This is a genomic window from Variovorax beijingensis (assembly GCF_007828835.1).
Lineage (GTDB): Bacteria > Pseudomonadota > Gammaproteobacteria > Burkholderiales > Burkholderiaceae_C > Variovorax > Variovorax beijingensis_A.
This window is the reverse complement of record NZ_VIVL01000002.1, coordinates 353,611-375,706: the sequence shown is the minus strand read 5'-3', so window position 1 is coordinate 375,706 and position 22,096 is coordinate 353,611. Positions and strand designations below refer to the sequence as shown.

21 protein-coding genes are annotated in these 22,096 nt (G+C 68.7%); 8 read left to right on the top strand and 13 right to left on the bottom strand.

The genetic code is table 11. The annotated features are described in order from the left end of the window. Positions 1–59 precede the first annotated feature (59 nt). The 4 genes from paaZ to FB547_RS08060 are packed head-to-tail and all read left to right on the top strand — an operon-like array spanning position 60 to position 4,273. Positions 60–2,114, top strand: coding sequence for a phenylacetic acid degradation bifunctional protein PaaZ (gene paaZ, locus FB547_RS08075; RefSeq protein WP_145741159.1), 2,055 nt, complete (start codon positions 60–62; stop codon positions 2,112–2,114). After that, positions 2,114–2,872 carry an SDR family NAD(P)-dependent oxidoreductase gene (locus tag FB547_RS08070; RefSeq protein ID WP_145741157.1) on the top strand — a complete coding sequence of 253 codons (759 nt, stop codon included), beginning with the start codon at positions 2,114–2,116 and terminating at the stop codon, positions 2,870–2,872. The genes paaZ and FB547_RS08070 overlap by 1 nt, the downstream gene beginning before the upstream one ends. Positions 2,873–2,902: 30 nt before the next feature. Beyond that, the gene (locus tag FB547_RS08065) at positions 2,903–3,463 is read left to right on the top strand and encodes a methyltransferase family protein (RefSeq protein ID WP_145741155.1); all 561 of its coding nucleotides are present in this window, start codon (positions 2,903–2,905) and stop codon (positions 3,461–3,463) included. A gap of 6 nt (positions 3,464–3,469) precedes the next feature. Further along, positions 3,470–4,273 (top strand): CPBP family intramembrane glutamic endopeptidase, encoded by an 804-nt coding sequence (locus FB547_RS08060; protein WP_145741153.1) that lies wholly within the window; start codon positions 3,470–3,472, stop codon positions 4,271–4,273. Positions 4,274–4,300: 27 nt separating this feature from the next. Here the strand turns inward: FB547_RS08060 and FB547_RS08055 are convergent, their stop codons facing one another. The 9 genes from FB547_RS08055 to FB547_RS08015 all read right to left on the bottom strand — a co-directional run bounded on the left by FB547_RS08055 (position 4,301) and on the right by FB547_RS08015 (position 14,194). Next, positions 4,301–4,909, bottom strand: coding sequence for a flavin reductase family protein (locus FB547_RS08055; RefSeq protein WP_145741151.1), 609 nt, complete (start codon positions 4,907–4,909; stop codon positions 4,301–4,303). Positions 4,910–4,945: 36 nt separating this feature from the next. Further along, positions 4,946–6,421, bottom strand: coding sequence for an N-acyl-D-amino-acid deacylase family protein (locus tag FB547_RS08050; protein WP_145741149.1), 1,476 nt, complete (start codon positions 6,419–6,421; stop codon positions 4,946–4,948). Beyond that, on the bottom strand, positions 6,418–7,329 hold the full coding sequence (locus FB547_RS08045) for a MurR/RpiR family transcriptional regulator (RefSeq protein WP_145741147.1): 912 nt from the start codon (positions 7,327–7,329) through the stop codon (positions 6,418–6,420). Before FB547_RS08045 ends, FB547_RS08050 begins: the two co-directional genes overlap by 4 nt. 10 nt (positions 7,330–7,339) lie before the next feature. After that, positions 7,340–8,650 carry an amino acid deaminase gene (locus tag FB547_RS08040; protein WP_186454140.1) on the bottom strand — a complete coding sequence of 437 codons (1,311 nt, stop codon included), beginning with the start codon at positions 8,648–8,650 and terminating at the stop codon, positions 7,340–7,342. A gap of 2 nt (positions 8,651–8,652) precedes the next feature. Beyond that, the gene (locus FB547_RS08035; protein WP_145741143.1) at positions 8,653–9,630 is read right to left on the bottom strand and encodes an ABC transporter ATP-binding protein; all 978 of its coding nucleotides are present in this window, start codon (positions 9,628–9,630) and stop codon (positions 8,653–8,655) included. Positions 9,631–9,778: 148 nt separating this feature from the next. Beyond that, positions 9,779–10,813, bottom strand: coding sequence for an ABC transporter ATP-binding protein (locus FB547_RS08030; RefSeq protein WP_145741141.1), 1,035 nt, complete (start codon positions 10,811–10,813; stop codon positions 9,779–9,781). After that, positions 10,813–11,652, bottom strand: coding sequence for an ABC transporter permease (locus FB547_RS08025; RefSeq protein ID WP_145741139.1), 840 nt, complete (start codon positions 11,650–11,652; stop codon positions 10,813–10,815). The genes FB547_RS08030 and FB547_RS08025 overlap by 1 nt, the downstream gene beginning before the upstream one ends. Before the next feature lie 4 nt (positions 11,653–11,656). Then, complete coding sequence (locus FB547_RS08020) at positions 11,657–12,598, bottom strand: ABC transporter permease (protein ID WP_124957374.1); 942 nt, start codon at positions 12,596–12,598, stop codon at positions 11,657–11,659. A gap of 21 nt (positions 12,599–12,619) precedes the next feature. Beyond that, complete coding sequence (locus FB547_RS08015) at positions 12,620–14,194, bottom strand: ABC transporter substrate-binding protein (protein ID WP_145741138.1); 1,575 nt, start codon at positions 14,192–14,194, stop codon at positions 12,620–12,622. 183 nt (positions 14,195–14,377) lie between these two features. Here FB547_RS08015 and FB547_RS08010 point away from each other — a divergent pair, with 183 nt between their 5' ends. Continuing rightward, positions 14,378–14,767 (top strand): RidA family protein, encoded by a 390-nt coding sequence (locus FB547_RS08010; protein WP_145741136.1) that lies wholly within the window; start codon positions 14,378–14,380, stop codon positions 14,765–14,767. Here FB547_RS08010 and FB547_RS08005 read toward each other — a convergent pair whose 3' ends face one another. From FB547_RS08005 to FB547_RS07995, 3 genes are all read right to left on the bottom strand, one after another. After that, positions 14,768–15,364, bottom strand: coding sequence for an ATP-dependent Clp protease proteolytic subunit (locus tag FB547_RS08005; RefSeq protein ID WP_124957377.1), 597 nt, complete (start codon positions 15,362–15,364; stop codon positions 14,768–14,770). Positions 15,365–15,458: 94 nt separating this feature from the next. Next, on the bottom strand, positions 15,459–16,166 hold the full coding sequence (gene lolD / locus FB547_RS08000; protein WP_145741135.1) for a lipoprotein-releasing ABC transporter ATP-binding protein LolD: 708 nt from the start codon (positions 16,164–16,166) through the stop codon (positions 15,459–15,461). Further along, positions 16,159–17,415: a lipoprotein-releasing ABC transporter permease subunit gene (locus FB547_RS07995; RefSeq protein ID WP_021005926.1), complete on the bottom strand. Its 1,257-nt coding sequence runs from the start codon at positions 17,413–17,415 to the stop codon at positions 16,159–16,161. The genes lolD and FB547_RS07995 overlap by 8 nt, the downstream gene beginning before the upstream one ends. Positions 17,416–17,489: 74 nt before the next feature. Here FB547_RS07995 and FB547_RS07990 point away from each other — a divergent pair, with 74 nt between their 5' ends. The 3 genes from FB547_RS07990 (at position 17,490) to FB547_RS07980 (ending at position 21,314) form a co-directional block, all read left to right on the top strand. Beyond that, positions 17,490–18,458: a hypothetical protein gene (locus tag FB547_RS07990; RefSeq protein WP_145741133.1), complete on the top strand. Its 969-nt coding sequence runs from the start codon at positions 17,490–17,492 to the stop codon at positions 18,456–18,458. Next, positions 18,455–20,176 carry a single-stranded-DNA-specific exonuclease RecJ gene (gene recJ / locus FB547_RS07985; protein WP_145741131.1) on the top strand — a complete coding sequence of 574 codons (1,722 nt, stop codon included), beginning with the start codon at positions 18,455–18,457 and terminating at the stop codon, positions 20,174–20,176. Before FB547_RS07990 ends, recJ begins: the two co-directional genes overlap by 4 nt. Before the next feature lie 124 nt (positions 20,177–20,300). Further along, complete coding sequence (locus FB547_RS07980) at positions 20,301–21,314, top strand: SDR family oxidoreductase (protein ID WP_145741129.1); 1,014 nt, start codon at positions 20,301–20,303, stop codon at positions 21,312–21,314. Here the strand turns inward: FB547_RS07980 and FB547_RS07975 are convergent. Beyond that, positions 21,289–22,077: a YoaK family protein gene (locus FB547_RS07975; protein WP_145741127.1), complete on the bottom strand. Its 789-nt coding sequence runs from the start codon at positions 22,075–22,077 to the stop codon at positions 21,289–21,291. The genes FB547_RS07980 and FB547_RS07975 overlap by 26 nt on opposite strands. Positions 22,078–22,096: the final 19 nt, after the last annotated feature.

The window sequence follows — 22,096 nt, the reverse complement described above, 5'->3', positions numbered from 1 at the left end:
AGCCCCCATCCCAGCCTTCCCCCAGCGGGGGAAGGAGCAACACGGAAAGGACATTGCCCATGACCACCACCCTCCAAAGCTACATTGCCGGCCGCTGGATCGGCCAGCAGGCCGCGCAGCAGCTGCGCAGCGCCGTCAACGGCACTCCCGTGGCCGCCACCCACGCCGAGGCCATCGACTTTGCCGAAGCGCTGGCCCATGCGCGCCGTGTCGGCCTGCCCGCGCTGATGGCGCTCGACTTCCAGCAGCGCTCCGAACGGCTGAAGGCGCTGGCCAAGTACCTCGCAGCCCACAAGGAAACGCTCTACGCGATCTCGGCCCACACGGGCGCGACCCGCGCCGACAGCTGGATCGACATCGAAGGCGGTGCCGGCACGCTGAGCGCCTATGCCGGCATCGGCAGCAACGAGCTGCCCTCGGGCAACCTCGTGCACGAAGGCCCGGCCTTTGCGCTCGGCAAGAAGGGTGGCTTCGCGGGCACGCACATCCTGGTGCCGCGCGGCGGCGTGGCGGTGCACATCAACGCCTTCAATTTTCCGGTGTGGGGCCTGCTCGAGAAGTTCGCGCCCAGCTTTCTTGCGGGCATGCCCTGCATCGGCAAGCCGGCCACGGCCACCAGCTACCTCACTGAGGCGCTGGTGCGGCTCATCGTGCAGTCGGGCATCCTGCCCGAAGGCAGCCTGCAGCTGGTGATCGGCGGCACCGGCGACCTGCTCGACCGGCTCGAAGGCGCCGACGTGGTCACCTTCACCGGCTCGGCCGACACCGCGGCCAGGCTGCGCGTGCATCCGAACCTGGTGCGCCAGTCGATCCCGTTCAATGCCGAGGCCGACTCGCTCAACTGCGCGATCCTTGCACCCGACGTGACGCCCGACGACGAGGAGTTCGACCTCTTCGTGAAGGAGGTGGCGCGGGAGATGACGGTCAAAGCCGGCCAGAAGTGCACCGCGATCCGCCGCGCGATCGTGCCGCGGCAGCACCTCGATGCCGTGGCCGAGCGGCTGCGCGCGCGGCTTGCCAAGACCGTCGTCGGCGATCCCTCGCGCGAAGAGGTGCGCATGGGCGCCCTGGCCTCGCGCGCGCAGCAGGCCGACGTGGCCGAGTGCGTGGCCGCACTGCTGCAGGGCGCCGAGCTGGTCTACGGCGAGCGCGACGGCTTCTCGCCCGTAGGCGACGGCGTGGCCGAAGGTGCTTTCTTCGCGCCCACGCTGCTCCTGAGCCGCAAGCCGCTCGAACACGATGCCGCACACGACGTCGAAGCCTTCGGCCCCGTCAGCACGCTGATGCCCTATGACGGCATCGACGAGGCGCTGGCGCTGGCCGCGCGCGGCCGCGGCAGCCTCGTCGGCACGCTGGTCACGCGCGACCCGGCCATCGCGGCCAGGGCCATTCCGGTGGCGGCCGCCTGGCACGGCCGCCTGCTGGTGCTCGACCGCGAGGCCGCCGCCGAATCGACCGGCCACGGCTCGCCGCTGCCGCAGCTCAAGCATGGTGGTCCGGGCCGCGCGGGCGGCGGCGAAGAACTCGGTGGCCTGCGCGCGGTGAAGCACTACCTGCAGCGCGCCGCGGTGCAGGGCTCGCCCACGATGCTGGCGGCCATCACCGGCGAACACGTGCGCGGCGCGGCCGTGCGCGAGAGCGAGGTGCACCCGTTCCGCCGCCACTTCGAGGACCTGCGCATCGGCGACTCGCTGCTCACGCACCGCCGCACCGTCGGCGAGGCCGACATCGTCGCCTTCGGCGGCATCTCGGGCGACTATTTCTACATGCACTTCGACGAGGTGGCGGCCAGGGAATCGCCGTTCGGCAAGCGCATCGCGCACGGCTACTTCGTGCTGTCGGCCGCGGCCGGACTGTTCGTCTCGCCCGCGCCGGGGCCGGTGCTTGCCAACTATGGCCTCGACACGCTGCGCTTCGTGAAGCCCGTGGGCATCGGCGACACCATCCGTGCGCGCCTGACCTGCAAGCGCAAGATCGACCGCAACAGGAAGGACGCGAGCGGCCAGGGCCAGGGCGTGGTGGCCTGGGACGTGGAGGTGACCAACCAGGACGGCGAACTGGTCGCGAGCTACGATATCCTGACCCTCGTCTCCAAGAAACCAGAAACCACCTGATGTTCGATCTCACGGGAAAAGCAGCGCTCGTCACCGGCGGCAACGGCGGCATCGGCCTGGGCATGGCCCAGGGGCTGGCCAGGGCCGGCGCGCGCGTCGTCATTGCCGCGCGCAACGCGCAGAAGTCGGCCGCCGCGGTCGAGGCGCTCAGGGCCCTCGGTAGCGACAGCTTCGCGCTCGAAGTCGACGTGGCCGACGAAGCCTCGGTGCAGAAGGCGGTCGACGAAGCGGCCGCGCGCTGCGGCCGCCTCGACATCCTCGTCAACAACGCCGGCACCACCGTGCGCAAGCCCGTCGACCAGCTCGCGCTGGACGAATGGCGCCTGGTGCTGGACACCAACCTGACCAGCGCCTTTCTCTGCAGCCGCGCCGCGCACCCGCACCTGAAGGCGGCCGGTGGCGGCAAGATCATCAACATCGGTTCGATGATGTCGATCTTCGGCGCGCCCTACGCGCCGGCCTATGCCGCGAGCAAGGCGGGCATCGTGCAGCTCACCAAGTCGACCGCGCTTTCATGGGCGGCCGACAACATCCAGGTCAACGCGATCCTGCCGGGCTGGTTCGAGACCGAGCTGACCGACGGCGCCCGCAGCCAGATTCCGGGCCTCTACGACCGGGTGGTGGCCCGCGCCGCCGCCGGCCGCTGGGGCCAGCCGGCCGACATCGCCGGCACCGCGGTGTTCCTCGCGAGCCCCGCCTCCGACTACGTGACCGGCACCGCGATTCCGGTCGACGGCGGATTCTCCATCTCTGGCTGAAGCCCGGCGGCCCGTGTAAATTCGGCCGCCATGCTTCTCTGGTTCCAGATCCTTCTCTTCGTTGCCGGCACGGCCGCGCTGCTGTACGTCTCGCGCGGACCGCTGCGCCAGCCCGGCTCGCACGGCTTCTACCGCTTCTTCGCGTGGGAATGCATGCTGGTGCTGATCATCGTGAACCTGCCGGTGTGGCACGTCGATCCGCTGTCCTTCACCCAGCTGCTTTCCTGCGTCTTCCTCGCGCTGTCGATCTGGCTGCCGATCCATGCGGTGAAGCTGCTCAAGGCCCACGGCAAGCCGACCGAGGCGCGCAGCGACGACCCGGCGCTCTACGGCTTCGAGAAGACCTCGTCCATCGTCAGCACGGGCGCCTTCCGCTATATCCGCCACCCGATGTACACCGCGCTGATGCTGCTGGCCTGGGGCGCCTTCCTGAAGCAGTTCACCTGGTTCACCCTGGCGCTGGTGCTGGCCGCCACGGTGCTGCTGTTTCTCACGGCCCTGAGCGACGAGAAGGAATGCATCGCGCACTTCGGCGACGACTACCGCGAATACATGCGCAGCACGCGGCGCTTCATTCCGTTCGTGCTGTAGCAGCCCATGCCCTCCACCAAGAGCACGGCCTTTCCCTCTGCCACGCAGGCCGCGCTGCTGTTCCTGGCGGTGTTTATCTGCGAATTCGTCATCGATGTTGCGCTGCGCGATGCCAATCGCTGGCTCGGCCTGAACGGGATGCAGCTCGGCGTGTTGTCCACAGTGCTGGGCAACGGCTGCGTGTTCGCCGTGGTCATGCACCACCAGAAGCTCACCTACCGCGAACTCTTCCACCAATCACCCGCTTCCGCCCGGGCCACCCTCATGCTGGTCGTGCCGCCCGTGCTGCTGCTCGTGCCGGGCCTGATGGTGGTGATGACCGCCGTGCTCAACCTGCTGGTTTTCGTCGCGCCGCTTTCGGCCTGGGAAGAGTCGATGTTCAGCCGCATGGCCGACGGCAGCATCGCGGCCACGCTGGCCGTGTGCCTCATGGCGCCGCTGCTCGAGGAAATGCTGTTCCGCGGCATCGTGCTGCGCGGGTTCCTGCTGCGCTATTCGCGGTGGCAGGCCATCGTGGGCTCGGCGCTGCTCTTCGGCGCCGCGCATCTGAACATCTACCAGTTTGTCGTGGGCCTGGTGATGGGTACCGTGCTCGGATGGCTCTATGAGCGCAGCCGCTCGCTGATCCCGTGCATCGCGCTGCACGCGGCCTACAACAGCGGCACGATCTTCATCGGCGACTGGCCGGATGGCACCTCGACGGCGGACATGGCGTGGGCCTTGCTGCTGGCCGCGATCGCAGGCCTGTGCGGCATGCTGGCATTGCGCCGCATGCTGGTGCTACCGGTCGCGCGCAACCCCGTTCCCTGAAACCCGAAGCGGCCACGCGCGAAAAGACTAGCGGCGCACGGGCGCCAGCGGCCGCGCATCGACGGCCTCGCCGTCGACGATGAAATGCCCGCCCGCCACGTGATGCAGCGTGCGCAACTCGTCGTGCCCGGTGAAGTTCCATCGCCCATCGGCGAACACGCGCGCATCGGCCTGCGCCGCGGTCACCTCGCCCAGGAACAGGTCGTAGCGTTGCTGGATCGGCGGCTCGGGCAGCAGCCGGCATTCGAGCCAGGCCGCGCAGCCTTCCAGCAGCGGCGCATTGGTTGCCACGCCCGCGAAGGTCTGAAGGCCGTACGCCGCGAACTTGTCGTGACCCGCCCGCTCAACGATCTCGCGGCCCGAGCTGTTGCCCAGCGCATCGGTCAGGTCGAGCTGCGCGCGCGTGGGCACCTGCAGCGCGAAGCTGCCCGAGGCTTCGAGCAGCACGCGCGTCCAGGTGCTCTTGTCGAGCACCACGGCCACCTTGGGCGGGTCGAAGTCCAGCGGCATCGCCCAGGCCGCGGTCATGATGTTGCGCTGGCCGCCGTGGGCGGCACTCACGAGAACGGTGGGGCCGTGATTGAGCAGGCGGTAGGCCTTGGCGAGCGGAACGGGCTTGCGGTGAATGGCGTTCATGCACCCCATCGTACCGGCCGCGCCGCCAAGCACCTGCTATTCGCCGCGCGTCAGCATCCGCCCCGCGCGCGCGAGCACGCGGGGCGATCCGCCGTGGCCGCCTCGATACGCCAGCACCCCGTTCACGAACACCCGCTCCACGCCCAGGCTCACGCCGTGCGGCTTGTCGTAGGTCGCGGTGTCGGCGATGGTTTCGGGGTCGAACACCACCACGTCGGCCATCGCACCCACACGCAGCAATCCGCGGTCTGCAATGCGCAGGTTGCGCGCGGTCATGCCTGTCATCTTGTGCACGGCCTGCTCGAGCGTGAACAGGCGGCGCTCGCGCCAGTAGCGCGCGAACACGCGCGGGAACGCGCCCCACAGCCGCGGATGCGGATGGCGGTCGTGCGGCAGGCCGTCGCTGCCGATCATGGTGAGCGGGTGCGCGATGACGCGCTCCACGTCTTCCTCCTGCATCTGGAAGTAGCAGGCGCCGCCGGGCTTGAGGCGCAGGCAGGCCTCCCGCTCGGTGGTGCCCCACTCGCGCGCGATCTCGGAAACCAGGCGGCCGGTCATCTCGGGGTGCGGGTCGGACCAGGTCAACAGCACGTCGATGACGCCATCGACCAGGTCTTCGCGCAGCACGGTGGAACCGGCCACGTAGGGGTACACATCCATCGAGATCTTCTGGCGCTGGGCAAGCGCTTCGATCAACGGCAGCGTTTCCTTCGTGCGGCCCCAGTTGGCGGGGCCAGCGCACTTGTGGTGCGAGATGACCAGCGGCACGCCCGCGCTGAACGCCGTGTCGCCCGCCTCGTGCAGCGCCTCGATGATCTGCTGCATTTCGCTGCGCAGGTGCGTCGCGTAGACGCCGCCGTGCCTTGCCACGACGCGCGCGAGCGCTGTCACTTCTTCGGCCGGCGCGGCAAACGCTTCTTCGTAGAACAGTCCCGACGAGAGGCCATGCGCGCCTTCGGCCATGCAGCCGTCGAGCAGTGCCTCCATGCGCGCCAACTCCTCACCGCTCGCGGGCCGGTTGAGCGCCTCCATGGCCGCGAAGCGCAGGGTGGTATGCCCCACGAGCGCCGCCACGTTGAGCGCAGGCTGCACGGCATCGACGGCCGCACGGTACTCGGCCATGGTGGCATGCTGGAACGATTCCGCGCCCAGCAGCGTGAGCGGCGGCTTCGATTGCGGCGTGCGGTACGGCGCAAGCGAGATGCCGCAGTTGCCCGTCACCACGGTGGTGATGCCCTGCGACACCTTCGGCAGGCACAGCGGGTCGCCCAGCACGATGGCATCGTCGTGCGTGTGCGCATCGATGAAGCCGGGTGCGATCACTTTCGTGCGGCAGTCGACGACCTCGACCTCTTCGAGCGCCAGGCCTTCGGGCAGCCGCCCGCGCAGGCCTTCGCCGAGCGCGAGGATGCGGTCGCCCTGCAGCAGCACGTCGCCGGGCCACGAGGGACCGCCCGAGCCGTCGACCACGAGTCCGGCCTCGAGCAGGATGGCTTTCGATCGATCGCTCACGATGCGCGGCCTCCGGTGTTGATGCCACCGCCGTCCCAGCTTTGCAAGGGATGCGTGGTGGCGTCGATGCCGTGGCGCTGGAAGGCCTCGCGTGCGCGCTGAAGGCGCTGCACCGCAGGCTCGCCACGCCGCTGCGCCACCAGCACCGTGAGGATCTCGATGGCGGTGAGGTGCGTCAGGTAGGCATCGATGCCCACGTGCATCACGGCGTCGTCGGGCACCGAGAGGCCCAGCAGGAAATCGGCCTTGGCCGCCAGCGCCGTGCCGGGCCGCGTGAGCGCGACCACCTTGGCGCCCTGCCCGCGCGCGATGTCCACCGCGTCGAGCAGCGAAGGCATGCCGCCCACGTGCGAGATGGCGATGACCACGCCGCCCGGGCGCTGCGCCGCACCGGCCACCTGCTGCAGGTGGTAGTCGGCCCAGGCATTGGCCGAGAGGCCGAGCCTGAAGAGCCGCGCCTGCAGGTCGTTGGCCATGAACCACGAGGTGGCGCCCGCGCCGTACAGGTCGACGTGCGGCGCGGCCGCGATGGCGGCCACGGCCCCCTCGAGCACCTGCATGTCGAGCTGCCCGCGCACGCCCGACACCGAGGCCGCCGCGCTGCGCGCGATCTTGCCGACGACTTCATCGGCCGCATCCTCGATGTTCACGCGCCGGTGCAGCGGCGAGCCGCCGAGCGCCAGCTCCTGCGCGAGCGCGAGCTTGAATTCGCGCAGCCCGGCAAAGCCGAGGTCGCGGCAGGTGCGCATGATGGTGGGCACCGAGCTGCGCGAGCGCTCGGCCAGCTGCTCGAAACTCTCTTCGAGCGCGCGGTCGGGGTCTTCGAGGATCAGGTCGAGAATCGCGCGCCGCGTGGCGGGCGCGCTGCTGCGGGCCTGCGCGATCTTCTGAAGCAGGGAAGGAGTCATCGCGGCAGGTTCAGAAATGCATGGCGACGGCGTCGCTCACGCGGTAGTTCTCCTCGACCACCGGCATCCAGTGCCATTTGTCGAAGGTGGTGCAGGGGTGCGAGATGCCGAGGCCGACGCGGTCGCCGACCACGGGGGCTTGCGCTTCTTCGGCGGCGTCCCAGCGCAGGTAGGCGTGCTGGTCGTTGAGCGCGGTGATCTTCCAGCCGGCGGGCACGGCTTGCGCTTCGAGCATGCCGCGTGCGGCGCGCGCGATCGGCACCGGCATCGACAGGTCGAAGGAGATGTCGCGCTTGCCCACGGCCAGGATCGCCAGGCCCGGCTCGGGACGCGACTGCACCGTGGCCCACACTTCCATCGCGGGGCGCAGGCTCTCGCCGCAATCGCAACCCAGGCGCTCGTCCACCGCACTCACCATGCGTTTGTAGAAGCCGTGGTCGTGCGTCACATAGCAGCCCGAGCGCAGCAGACCGCGCACCGGCGAACCGAGCGCGGGCTTCAGGCGTCCGGCCACGAGGTCGAAGATGGCGGAGCCGCCGGCCGAGACCAGCACCTCGTCGGTCTCGAACAGCTGCTGCGCATCGCAGTGGCGCGCGATGGCTTCCACGCGGTCCATCAGCGCAGTGGCGTAGGCCGTGTCGGGCTCGCTGGCACCCGTGGCGCCCTGCCCTTCGTAGGTCTCGATGCCCACGAGCTTGACCGCATCGCTGGCGCGCAGCCTCGTGGCGAGCGCCACCGCTTCCTCCTGCGTGCGGCAGCCCGTGCGGGCACCCTCGACGCCGATTTCCAGCATCACCTCGAAAGGCACGCTCTCGGGATGGCGCTTCGACCAGTCCTCGATCAGTGCGAGCTGGGCCAGCGAGTCGACCAGGAACACCACGCGCAGGTCGGCATGCGCCTGCAGCAGCAGCTGGATGCCGGCCAGGTCCTCGTCGCTCACCACCTGGTTGGCGATGAGCGTGCGGCGCGCGCCGGCCGCCACGCCCACGCCAAGCTGCGTGACGGTGGCGAAGGTGAGCCCCCAGGCACCGGCGTCGAGCTGGCGCTGGAAGAGCTGCGGCGACATGGTGGTCTTGCCGTGCGGCGCCAGGTCGATGCCCCATTCGCGCACGCGCGACTGCATCCATGCCAGGTTGTGCTCGAGCGCCTCGCGCTTGAGCACGGCCAGCGGCAGCGGCAGGTCGCCCGCCAGCACGTTCCAGCCCGCGGCACCCACCTCGCTGCGCCGGCGCGGCGGCTGGGTGCGCGGGTAGCCCTTGAAGCTGTTGCCCAGCAGGGGGTCGTTGAAGTCCTTGTCGGCGGTGGCAGCGGTGTCGGTCATGGTCATGCGGCAATGTTGGAAAGCAGTTCCTTGCGGATGCAGGCGCTGTAGTGTCCGGGAGAAATCTCGTCGAGCGGCGGCACCGTCTGCGCGCAGGCCTCGATCGCGTGCGGACAGCGGGTGCGGAACACGCAGCCCGAAGGCGGCGAGATCGGGCTCGGGATGTCGCCCTTGAGCGCGATGCGCTCGGTGGCGAGCGTGGGGTCGGGCTTCGGGCTCGCGGCCAGCAGCGCCTGCGTGTAGGGATGCGATGGCCGCGCGAACAGTTCGTCGGTGGTGGCCACTTCCATCACCTTGCCGAGGTACAGCACCACCACGCGGTCGCACAGGTACTCGACCACATCGAGATCGTGAGAGATGAAGAGCATGGTGAGGCCGAGCCGCTCGCGCAGGTCGGCCAGCAGGTTGATGACCTGCGACTGGATCGACACGTCGAGCGCCGACAGCGGCTCGTCGGCCACGATGAACTCGGGCTCGACCGCAAGCGCGCGCGCCACGCCGATGCGCTGGCGCTGGCCGCCCGAGAACTCGTGCGGAAAGCGGCTCGCATGCTCGGCGCGCAGGCCCACGGTTTCGAGCAGCTCGGCAATGCGCCTGTCGCGTGCCGCGGCGCCCTTGTGCAGGCCGTGCGTGGACAGGGCCTCGCCGAGGATCGCGCTGATGCGCATCTTCGGATTCAGGCTTGCGTACGGGTCCTGGAAGATGATCTGCAGCTTGCTGCGCAGGCGCCGCATGCGTTCGCCCGACAGCGCGCCGATGTCGTCGCCCCGGTAGAGCACCTGGCCCTCAGTGCGTTCGACCAGGCGCAGCACGGTACGCCCGATGGTGCTCTTGCCCGAGCCCGATTCGCCGACGAGGCCCAGCGTCTCGCCGGGCTGGATGGCAAAGGACACATCGTCGACCGCGCGCACCGGGCGGTCGCTGCTGCCGAAGTATTTCTTGAGTCCGCGGACTTCGATGAGGGGAGCGGCGGTGGTCATGGAAGGCTTTCTCCCTCCCCTTCCGGGGGAGGGCTGGGGTGGGGGCTCCGGGCGGTGGAGACCGTCGCAATGATGGAGCGGCCGCGTGCCCCCACCCCAGCCCTCCCCCGGGAGGGGAGGGAGCAAGACGGGGGCAGCAGCGAGCGCCTCATGCGGCCCTCGCGATTTGGGCATCGGGCTGCACGCGAATGCAGCGCGCCTGGCGGTCCTGGCGGATATCGATCAGCGGCGGAATTGCGGCGCTGCAGCCCGCCAGCGCGAGGTCGCAGCGCGGCTCGAAGGCACAGCCCGGCGGCGGTGCTAACGGGCTGGACACCTGTCCGCGAATGGCGAACAAGCGCTTGGGCTTCGGTTGCCCCGGCAATCTCGCCTTGCCCGGCAGGCAGGCCAGAAGGCCCTGCGTGTACGGATGCTCGGGCTGCGCGAACAGCGGCCGCACGGGTGCGCTCTCGACCACGCGGCCCGCATAGAGCACCACCACGTCGTCTGCATGGTGCGCAACCACGCCGAGGTTGTGGGTGATGAAGAGAATGCTCATGCCGGTCTCGGCCTGCAGCCGGCGCATGAGCTCGAGGATCTGCGCCTGGATGGTCACGTCGAGCGCGGTGGTCGGTTCGTCGGCGATCAAGAGCGTGGGGTCGCAGGCCATCGCCAGCGCGATCATCACGCGCTGGCGCATGCCGCCCGAGAGTTGATGCGGATACTCGTGAATGCGCTGCGCCGCCGCCGGAATCTCGACCAGCTCGAGCATGCGCAGCGCATGGGCCATGGCCGCCTTGCGGTCCAGTCCCTTGTGCAGCCGCACGCTCTCGGCAATCTGCTCGCCGATGGTGAAGACCGGGTTCAGGCTGGTCATCGGTTCCTGGAAGATCATCGACAGCTGGTTGCCGCGCAGGCTGCGCATCTCGCGCCCGCCGATCTGCAGCAGGTCGAGCGTCTTGCCTTCGCGGGTCACGAAAGAGGCTTGTCCACTGACCTGCGCATTGGCGGTCTTGGGCAACAGCCGCATCAGCGTGAGGCTGGTGACCGACTTGCCCGAGCCCGATTCGCCGACCAGCGCGGTCGTCTTGCCAGGCTGGATCGAGAAGCTCACATCGGCCACCGAACGGACCAGGCCGTCTTCGGTGGGGAAGCTGGTGCTCAGGTTGCTGACAGAAAGACGTGGGGTGTTCGTGGTCGTCATCACAGCGTCTTCTTCAGTTTGGGGTCGAGCAGGTCCCGCACGCCGTCGCCCAGCAACTGCAGCGAGAGCGCGGTGAAGATGATCGCGAGCCCCGGGAACAGCACCACCCAGAAGGCCTGGTGCGCGTACTGCTGGCTGCCGGCGACCATGGTGCCCCAGGTCGGGATCTCGGGCGGGACGCCGACGCCGAGGAACGACAGCCCCGCCTCGGCCAGGATCGCGTAGGCGAAGATGAACGACACCTGCACGAGGATCGGCGACATCAGGTTGGGCAGGATGTGGCGCCACAGGATGCGCGAGGTGCGCACGCCCAGCGCACGCACCGCCTCGACGAACAGCAGCTCGCGCACCACCAGCGTCGAGGCCCGCACCACCCGTGCCACGCGCGGCGTGTAGACCAGCACCAGCGCCAGCACGGTGTTGATCAGCGAAGGTCCCAGGATGGCCACCAGCGCGATGGCCAGCAGGATGTCAGGAAACGACATCATCGCGTCGACCACGCGCATCAGCGGCGCGTCGAGCCGGCGGAAGAAGCCCGCCATGAGGCCCAGCACCGTGCCCGCGACCACCGCGCCCAGCGCGGTAAGCGCCGCGATGGCCAGCGAATAGCGCGCGCCATGCACGATGCGCGAATACATGTCGCGGCCGAGCTCGTCGGTGCCCAGCAGATGCTCGGCGCTCGGTCCCTTCAGGCGCTGCAGCACGGCGGTGTCGTTGGGGTCGATGGAGGCAAACAGCGGCGCGCCGATGGCGAGCACTGCAATGGCCAGCAGCACCAGCGCCGAGACCATCACGATGCGGCGATGCATCAGCTGGCGGAGCATTCGGGGCATTTGCATTTTTTCAAACCTTCACGCGCGGATCGACGACGGCATAGAGCAGGTCGATGGAGAAATTGATCAGCACGTAGATCGCCGCAATCACGAGCAGCGCGCCCTGGATCACCGGATAGTCGCGCCGCAGCACCGCACTCACCACGAGATTGCCGACGCCCGGCAGGCCGAACACGGTCTCGGTGATCACGGCGCCGCCGATCATCAGCGCGACCGTGAGGCCGATCACCGTGACGATCGGCACCAGCGCATTGCGCAGGGCGTGCTTGAGCACGACGGTGCTTTCGCTCAGGCCCTTGGAGCGCGCGGTGCGCACGTAGTCTTCGCCGAGCACGTCGAGCATCGAGGCGCGCGTGAAGCGGATGATGAGCGCCGAGTTCAAGAGGCCCAACACTGTGGCCGGCAGCACCAGCGCATGCAGCCGCTCGGCCAAGGGCGCATCGGGCGCGCCGTAGCCCGAGACAGGAAACCACCCGAAGGACACGGCAAAGATCTGGATCAGCACGATGCCGAGCCAGAAGCTCGGAATGCTCGCGCCGAGCATCGCGATGCCGGTGAAGAGCTGGTCGACCACGCGCCCGCGGAACACCGCCGAGACGATGCCGCAGGGCACGCCGATCAGCGCCGCAATGGCCACCGCCATCAGCGCGAGCAATGTGGTGGGCTCGGCACGCTCCCACAGCGCCTGCGTCACCGGCCGCTGCAGGAAGATCGAGGTGCCGAGGTTGCCCTGCAGCACTTCGCGCAGCCAGTAGCCGAACTGCAGGGGCAGCGGCTTGTCGAGGCCGTACTCCTTCTGCACGCGGGCGATGTCGGCCGCGGTGGCCTGGTCGCCCAGCAGCACCGAGACCGGATCGCCCGAGGCCGCGCGCGTGAGCACGAACACGAGCACCGCCACGATCGCGAGCACGACGAGCATGCCGGCGGCACGGGAAGCAAGGTAGCGAAACATGGGGGGATGGCGCCGCGGGGTTTACTTGATTTTTGCGTTCCAGAAGAACGGCCAGGTTGCGGGCTGGTAATTGTCCAGCGCCGGGCTCTTCGCCGAGAGGCCGTTGAACTTGCCGACGTTGATGTACGGCACTTCTTCATAGACCACCTGCTGCACCTTGCCCCACAGCGCGCCGCGCTTGGCCGGATCGCTCTCGACATTGAAGGCCTGCAGTGCAGACTTCTTGGCGGGCGTGTCCCACCAGCCCGGCGCGCCGTCGCCCAGTTGCGGCGGCGAGAGCATCGGCTCGGGGAACTGGCCCGAGTGGGTCACGTAGATGTCCCACAGCTTCGGGTCGTTGCGGCGTTGCACCAGCGTGGCCCAGTCGACCACGTTCAGGTCGACCTTGAAGCCGGCGCGCTTGAGCTGCTCGGCCATCAGGAGCGACATGTTGTAGTGGAAGTCGTATTGGCGGCTGGTGAGCACGCGGATCGGCTCGCCCTTGTAGCCGGCCTTGGCCGCGGCCTCCTTGGCCTTGGACGCATTGCGCTCGTTGTAGAGCGTGGTGCCCGCAGTCGAATAGAACGGCGAGCCCTTGGGAAAGTGGTTGCCTTCGGCCACGAAGAAGCGCGTGTCGCCAAAGCCGGCCGCGAGCATCTCGCCTTCGCCGAGCGCCGACTGGATCGCCTGGCGCACGGCCTGGTTCGAAGCCACGCCCTCCTTGGTGTTGAGCACGAGGTACGGGAAACCGAACGAAGGCGTCATGATCGGCACGGTCTTGCCGCCCGACTTCTCCAGGCGCGGCAGGGCCTCGACCGGCAGCAGGTCGGCAAAGTCGTACTGGCCCGCCAGGGCGCCTTCGACGCGCGTGCTGGCATTGGGCACCGGCACGAAGCGCAGCTCCTCGATGGCCGCCTCGCGCTTGCCACCATAGCCGCTCGCGGGTTCCTTGCGCGCCGTGTACTTGTCGAAGCGCGTGAGCAGCACGAACTGGTCGGGGCGGCGCTCCTTGAACTTGTAGGGGCCGGTGCCGACGAACTCCTTCAGCGGCGAAGCGATGGAATCCTTGGCCATGATCGCGGCCATGCCGCTGGGCAGCGCGAGCTGCGAGAGCAGCGGCGCATACGGCGCCTTCAGCACGATCTCCACGCCCAGCGGTCCCTTGGCCTTGAGGCTCTCGATTTCCTTGCCCACGGCCTTGCCGCGCGGCGACTGGTCCATCCAGCGCTGCAGGCTGGCCACCACGTCGTCGGCGTTGAGTTCGCGGCCGTTGTGCAGCATCACGCCCTTGCGCAGCGTGATCGCGTAGGTCTTGCCGTCGGCCGAGATCTTGGGGCTGCTCTCGGCCAGCATCGGCACCACGTTCCACTTGGCGTCGAAGGTGTAGAGCGTCTCGTACACGTGCTGCATGATGGTTCCGACCAGGTCGGCCGTGGAGGCCATCGGGTCGAGCGTCTGCGGTTCGGCCACCATCGCCAGCGTGGCGAAGTTGCGCGGCCCCTGGGCATGCGCTGGCTGTTGAGGCAGCGCGGCACACAGCACCGCGAGCAGGGAGGCGCCCAGCAGGCTGCGCTTCGACAGCTTCGGCAGGCGCTGGACAAGACCGGCATGAGACATGGGAACTCCTTCGTGGGGGCAGGCAAATTGTGAAAGAAATTTTCTTTTCGGCCCGCACTTTGAAGCACTATCCATGCCAAATCATCCGTGTTAACCCTTGTTTGTGGGTTTTTCTGAAACAAATTTTCAGATTGGATCGATACTTGCGATCCGCCTTTTTTCATTCTTTTCAGGAGTCTTCCCATGCCGCTCGAATACCTCGGCGCCCCGCCCGTCGCCTCGGACCGCCAGGCCCGCCCCTTCTCCCCGGCCGTGCGCGCCGGCGATTTCATCTACGTGTCGGGCCAGGTGCCTGCCAATGCCGAAGGCGAGATCGTGGTGGGCGGCATCGAGGCGCAGACGCGCCAGGTGATGGAAAACCTGGAGAAAGTGCTGGCGCTGGCGGGCGCCACGCTCGACGACGTCTGCAAGAGCACCGTCTGGCTGCAGGACGCGCGCGACTTTGGTGCCTTCAACCGCATCTACATGGGCTACTTCGGTGAAAACAAGCCGGCGCGCTCGACCACCGAGGCGCGGCTGATGGTCGACGCCAGGGTCGAGATCGACGTGGTGGCCTACAAGCCCAAGGCCTGATCAGGCATGCAGCTCGGTCTTGCGCTGGATGATGCGCGAGACCAGGCCGTATTCGACCGCCTCGGCAGCCGAGAGCCAGCGGTCGCGCTCGATGTCGGCCAGCACCACGTCGATCGGCTTGCCGGTCTCGCGCGCGATCTCGTGCGCAATGCGGTGCCGGGCCTTGATGATTTCCTGCGCCTGGATCGCGATGTCGGTCGCCTGCCCGCCGGCGCCGCCGCTGGGCTGGTGGATCAGGAAGCGCGTGTTGGGCAGGCACACGCGCCGCTCGCGCGGCACCGCCAGGTACAGGTGCGTGGCGGCGCTGCCCACCCATCCGGTGCCGATCATGTTCACCGGCGCGGAGATGAAGCGCACGATGTCATGGATGGCATCGCCCGACTCCAGGTGGCCGCCGGGCGAGCTCACCAGGATGTCGATGGGTTTGTCCGCGCTGTCGGCGTCGAGCGCGATGAGCCTGCGCGTCACGTCGGCGGCCACGGAGTCGGTGATGCTGCCGAAGATCAGCAGCGTGCGCGACTTGAAGGCTTTTTCTTCGAGGTACGAATTGCGCGGCTCGGCGGTGGCCGCGGGCGGGGTGTCGTCGTCGGTTTCCATGATGAAGAAGCGCTCCTGTGATTGCACGGCCTCGTGCCGCGCAGACGGACAGTTTCGCGACATTGCATGCGCCGTGGCAAGCGGCATCGGCAATTCAGCCCGCCAACCGCCCCGCCACCAGCTGCAGCACGCGGTCGCAGCGCTTGGCGAGCTCCTGGTCGTGCGTGACCATCACGAAGGCCGTGCGGTGCTTGTGCGCGAGTTCGATCATCAGCGCGAACACCGTGTCGGCCGTGCTGCGGTCGAGGTTGCCCGTGGGCTCGTCGGCCAGCACGCAGGCCGGCTGCGTGACCAGCGCGCGCGCAATGGCCACGCGCTGGCGCTCGCCGCCCGAGAGCTCGGCCGGCCGATGGTGCAGGCGTTCGCCCAGGCCCACGCTTTCGAGGATCTTCGTGGCCGCGGCCGCCGCCTGTGCGGAATCCATGCGCCGGATCTTGAGCGGCATCGCCACGTTGTCGAGCGCGCTGAACTCGGGCAGCAGGTGGTGGAACTGGTAGACGAAGCCCAGGTGCTTGTTGCGCAGCCGCCCCTGCTCGGCCGCATCGGCATGCGCGATGTCCTTGCCGAGCAGCTCGACCTTGCCGGCCGTGGGTGCATCGAGCCCACCCATCAGGTGCAGCAGCGTGCTCTTGCCCGAACCCGAAGCGCCGACGATGGCCAGCGTTTCCCCGGCGCGCACGTCCAGGTCGACGCCGTGCAGCACCGTGAGGTCGATGCGCCCTTCGTGAAAGCGCTTGGTGAGGCCGCGCGCCTTCAGCACCACGCCATTGCCTGGCGCGGCGGTCTCTTGTCGTTCACTCATAGCGCAGGGCCTCGGCGGGATTGACGCGGCTCGCGCGCCAGCTGGGATACAGCGTTGCAAGAAAAGCCAGCACCAGCGAAATGATCGCGATCGGCATGATGTCGCTGCGCTGCGGATCGCTCGGCATCTTGCTGATCAGGTAGATGTCCTTGGGCAGGAAGCTCGCATGGAACAGCTGCTCGAGCGCCGGCACGATCACGTCGATGTTGTAGGCAATGCCCAGCCCCAGCAGCAGCCCGGCCACCGTGCCGATCACGCCGACCATCGCCCCCTGCACCACGAAGATGCCCATGATGCTGCGCGGCGAACTGCCCAGCGTGCGCAAAATGGCGATGTCCGCGCGCTTGTCGGTCACGGTCATGACCAGCGTGGACACCAGGTTGAAGGCCGCCACCGCCACGATGAGCGTGAGGATGATGAACATCATGCGTTTCTCGACCTGCACGGCCGCGAACCAGGTCTTGTTCTGGCGCGTCCAGTCGCGGATGAGGAACTGGCCCGGCAGCGTGACGGCCATCTGGTCGGCCACCTCGCGTGCCTCGTTCAGGTCCTTGAGCTTGATGCGGATGCCGGTCGGGCCTTCGAGCCGGAACACGCGCTGCGCGTCTTCCGCATGGATCATGGCCAGCGCCGAGTCGTATTCGTAGTGGCCCGAATCGAAGGTGCCCACCACGGTGAACTGCTTGAGCCGCGGCACCACGCCGGCCGGCGTGACCTGGCCGCCCGGCGCCACCAGCGTGACCTGGTCGCCCGGCTGCACGAAGAGCGAACGTGCCAGTTCGCCGCCGAGCACGATGCCGAACTCGCCCGGCACCAGCTTGTCGAGCGTGCCCTTCTGCGCCGTGGTGGCGATGTCGGTCACCTCGGGTTCGAGCTTGGGCACGATGCCGCGCACCAGCGTGCCCTTCATGTCCTCGCCGCGCGCGATGAGCGCCTGCGTGGCAATGAAGGGCGCGGCGCCGATCACCTCGGGGTTCTTGCGGGCGGCAGCCGTGATGGCATCGATGTCGGGCAGCGCCTGTCCGTCGCGCGACAAAATTTCGATGTGCGACACCACGCCGAGCATGCGGTCGCGCACTTCCTTCTGGAAGCCGTTCATCACACTGAGCACGATGATCAGCGCCGCCACCCCCAATGCGATGCCGAGCATCGACACGCCGGAGATGAAGGAGATGAAGCCGTTGCGCCGCGTCGCCCGGCCTGCGCGCGTGTAGCGCCAGCCGAGCTTCAGTTCATAAGGAAGTCGCATATTTTTCAGTTATTCCCAACGCGCTTCGGGCGGCGTTTCATGCCGGGATTGTGGCATCCCGGACAATAGGGGGAATGGCCGAACCTTCCCCCCGTCACTTGTTGATCCCCTTTGCCGGCCGCGGTTCCCCGGCGTGCCGCGCGGCACTGCCCACGCTTCGGCTGCCCAATCTCGAAGCGCTGCTCTCCCGGCTCTCGCTCGCCGAGGCCGATACGCAGGACGAAAGCACGCGCTCGCCGCCCCATGAACGGGCGCTGGCCCGGGCGCTGGGCATTTCCGCACCCGACGGCTGCATTCCCTGGGCCGCGCTGGAAGCCCGGCAGGCCGGCATCGCCGAACCCGGCGACCGCGAGGGCTGGGGCCTGGTCTCGCTGTGCAACTGGCAGGTGGGCATCGACGACGTGGTGCTGGGCGACCCGTCCGCGATCGAGATCGACGCCGCCGAATCGGCCGCGCTGCTGGCCGCCGCCCATCCCTTCTTCGAGGAAGACGGCATCGCGCTGCACCCTTCCCCCGCGCCCGGCCGCTGGCTCGCGCGCGCGCACATCTTCGAGGGCCTGGCCACGGCCTCCATCGACCGCGCGGTGGGCCATCCGATCTCGCAGTGGTCGCCACTGGCCGAAGCCGCGCGGCCGCTGCGCCGTCTCCAGAACGAAATGCAGATGCTGCTCTACACCCAGCGCGTGAACGACGACCGCGCCGCGCGCGGCGTGCCGCCGATCAACTCCTTCTGGCTCAGCGGCACCGGCGCCCTCGAGGCCGGCGTCCCCTCGCCCGGCACCCTTCCACCGACCGTGAGCGACGCGCTGCGCGTGGCCGCGCTGCGCGATGACGGCCTGGGCTGGGCCACGGCATGGCAGGCACTGGACGCAGGCCCCATCGCCGGCCTGCTGGCCGACTGCACCGCCGGCGCCGACGTCACGCTCACGCTGTGCGGCGACCGCGCCGCGCAGCGCTATGCGGTGCAGCAGCGCGGGCTGGTGGGCTGGGCCAGGAGCCTGTTCGACCGGCCGCGCGCCGCCAGCGTGCTGGAGGCCCTGTGAAGATCATCGCCCGCGAAATTCCGCCCCGCACGGTCTGGGCGCTCGAACAGGCCGGCGTGCATCCGTTGCTGGCCCGCCTGTTCGCCGCGCGCGGCGTGCTGGCCAAGGACGAGCTCGACGACGGCCTGGCGCGCCTGCTGCCGCCCGACACACTGCACGGCACGCGCGAGGCCGCGGTGCTGCTGGCCGACGCCATGGCGCAGGACAAGCGCCTGTGCATCGTGGCCGACTACGACTGCGACGGCGCCACCGCCTGCGCCGTCGCGGTGCGCGGCCTGCGCCTGCTCGGCGCAAGAAACGTGAGCTACCTGGTGCCCGACCGCGTGGTCGACGGCTACGGCCTCACGCCGCCGATTGCCGAGCGCGTGGCCGCGACCGGCGCCGACATGCTGATCACCGTCGACAACGGCATCGCCAGCGTCGAGGGCGTGGCCGCCGCCAAGGCGCGCGGCCTGCAGGTGCTGGTTACCGACCACCACCTGCCCGGCCCCGAGCTGCCGGCCGCCGACGTGCTGGTGAATCCCAACCAGCCCGGCTGCGGCTTCGAGAGCAAGAGCATCGCCGGGGTCGGCGTGATGTTCTACGTGCTGCTGGCGCTGCGTTCCGAGCTGCGGCTGCGCGGCATCTTCACGGCGGCCACGCAACCCAAGCTCGACGTGCTGCTGCCGCTGGTCGCGCTCGGCACCGTGGCCGACGTGGTGAAGCTCGACGCCAACAACCGCCGCCTGGTGGCGCAAGGCCTGCGGCGCATCCGCGCCGGTGCACTGCCCGCGGGCATCGCGGCGCTGTTCAAGGCCGCGGGGCGCAACGCCGCGGTGGCCACCACCTTCGACTTCGGTTTTGCGCTCGGTCCGCGCATCAACGCGGCCGGCCGGCTCGCCGACATGACGCTGGGCATCGAGTGCCTGCTGACCGACGATGCGGGCCGCGCCGACGAACTCGCGCGCATGCTCGACGGCATCAACCGCGAGCGCCGCGACATCGAGGGCGGCATGCGCGACCAGGCGCTGCTGCTGGCCGAATCGCTGTTCGGCGCCACCGCCGACGGCAGCGAGGCGCCGCCCGCCGCCATCAGCGTGTTCGATGCCGACTTCCACGAAGGCGTGGTCGGCATCGTGGCCTCGCGCATCAAGGACCGCTTCCACCGCCCGACCTTCGTCTTCGCCGCCAGCGGCGCGCCCGGCAAGGAGCACGAGCTCAAGGGCTCGGGCCGGTCGATTCCGGGCTTCCATCTGCGCGATGCGCTCGACCTCGTGGCCAAGCGCCATCCGGGCGTGCTGCTGCGCTTCGGTGGCCATGCCATGGCGGCCGGCTGCACCGTGGCACGAGAGAAGTTTGAGGTGTTCGAGCGCGCGCTGGCCGAGGTCGCGCACGAATGGCTGGCCGCCTCCGCGCTCACACGCCAGATCGAAACGGATGGGCCGATCGCACGCGAGTACATGCGCATCGACCTCGTGGACACGCTGCACCGCGAAGTGTGGGGCCAGGGCTTCGCCCCGCCCACCTTCAGCGAAGAGGTCGAAGTGGTGTCGCAACGCCTCGTGGGCGAGAAGCACCTGGCGCTCAAGCTGCGGCACCAGGGGCAGCCGGTCGACGGCATCTGGTTCGGCCACACCGAGCCGCTGCCCGCGCGCGTGAAGCTCGCCTTCCGGCTCGATGCCGACGAATGGCAGGGCGTGCGCCGGGTGCGCTTCCTGGTCGAGGGCGCTGAAATTTAGTCCACCTCAAGCGGCTCGGAACGCCCGGGGTCAGCCTCGGTGGGCGTGCTTTCGGGACGGATTCCTACGCAGGCCGCGCACCGGCGTTCTACGGTGGTCTTTCATACGCAGGAGCCCATGCAACATGAAATCGACCACCGCATCACCCGCGAAATCCGCCAAGTCCCGGGGACCCGCCCACACCGCCAGCAGGCAGCGGGCCGTTCAGCACACGCAGGACGCGAAGGACAACGCCAAACCCGCCGCCAAGAAAACCAGCCCGCCCGCACAGGCGGGGCCGCGCTCCCAGCCGGCCAACCCGATGCCGGCACAGCACTTGCGCAAGCCCGGGCTCGAAGCCGACATGACGCTGCGCCCGCGCTTCGAAGCGCCGCACTACAAGGGCAGTGGCAAGCTCGAAGGCATGGCGGCGCTGGTCACGGGCGGTGATTCCGGCATCGGCCGCGCCGTGGCGCTGCTCTATGCCCGTGAAGGCGCCGACGTCGCCATCGCCTACCTCGACGAAGACGAGGACGCCGAGGAAACCCGGCGCCACGTGGAGGCCGAAGGCGCACGCTGCATCCTCATCAAAGGCGACGTCTGCGATCCGGCGTTCTGCCGCGACGCGGTCGACCAGACGATCGAGGCCTTCGGCAAGCTCGACATCCTGGTGAACAACGCGGCCTTCCAGCTGCATGCGGCGTCCATCGAGGACATCACCGACGAGCGCTTCGAACTCACGCTCAGGACCAATGTCTTCGGCTACTTCCAGATGGCGCGCGCCGCAGTTCCACACCTGGGCCAAGGCGCCTCGATCATCAATACCGGCTCGGTCACCGGGCTGGAGGGCAGCGCGCACCTGCTCGACTATTCCACCACCAAGGGCGCGATCCATGCCTTCACCAAGTCGCTGGCCAGCAACCTGCTGCCCAAGGGCATCCGCGTGAATGCGGTGGCGCCCGGGCCGGTGTGGACGCCCCTGAACCCCGCCGACAGCCCGCCCGAGAAGGTGAAGGATTTCGGCAAGAACACCGACCTGCAAAGGCCCGCGCAGCCGGAAGAACTCTCGCCTGCCTACGTGTTCCTGGCCGCGCCGAGCTGCGCCAGCTACATCACCGGCATCGTGCTGCCGGTCACGGGCAGCGTGGGCGCCGTCTGAAGGCCGCCAGCAGCTTCTGCAGCGGCCTGGAGCGCGGCACGTCCTCCAGGAGCGGCGGAATGGAGACGGCCAGCAGCAGCGCCGCGAGCGGCACCACGCAGACGAAGCCGATGTAATTGAAACCCAGCGCGCCGACGATGCCGCCCAGCACGAACATGCCGATCAGTCCCCCCGCCATCTGCATCCGGCGGCGGTTGTGGCGCACCATCGCGTGGGCCGGCGTCGAATGCCGGTTCCAGTAGAACAGCTTGCCCAGCTCCATTCCCACATCGGTGATGTTGCCTGTCATGTGGGTGGTGCGGACGCTGCCGCCGGAGGTCTTGGAGCCGACGGCGTTCTGCAGCCCCATGATGAAAGACAGCAGCAGCACCGTGAGCGGAACGGCAAAGGGCGTTGGCCAGGTCAGCGTGATGGCGCCCATCAACCCGAACGGGAACATGAGCGCCGCCTCCAGCAGCAGCGGCACCGCATAGACGCTGCGCAGCTGGTGCTGGCGGCCCCAGTTCACGAGAATCGCGCAGACCGCCGCACCCGCCAGAAAGGCAAGGAGGGCGCCCAGCGCATTGAGCAGCAGCCTGGTGTTGCCCAGCACCAGCCCGTCCGCGAACTGCGAAGCGAAGCCCGTCATGTGCGAGGTGTACATGTGCAGCACCAGGAACCCGCCCGCATTCACGGCGCCGGCGTTGAAGGCCAGCAGCAGGCCAAGCAGCCGGTTCGTGGAGGGCGCCCGGTGACGGTGGGTGAGAAAGCGTAGTCTGCGCATCGGCGTGCAACTTGCACTT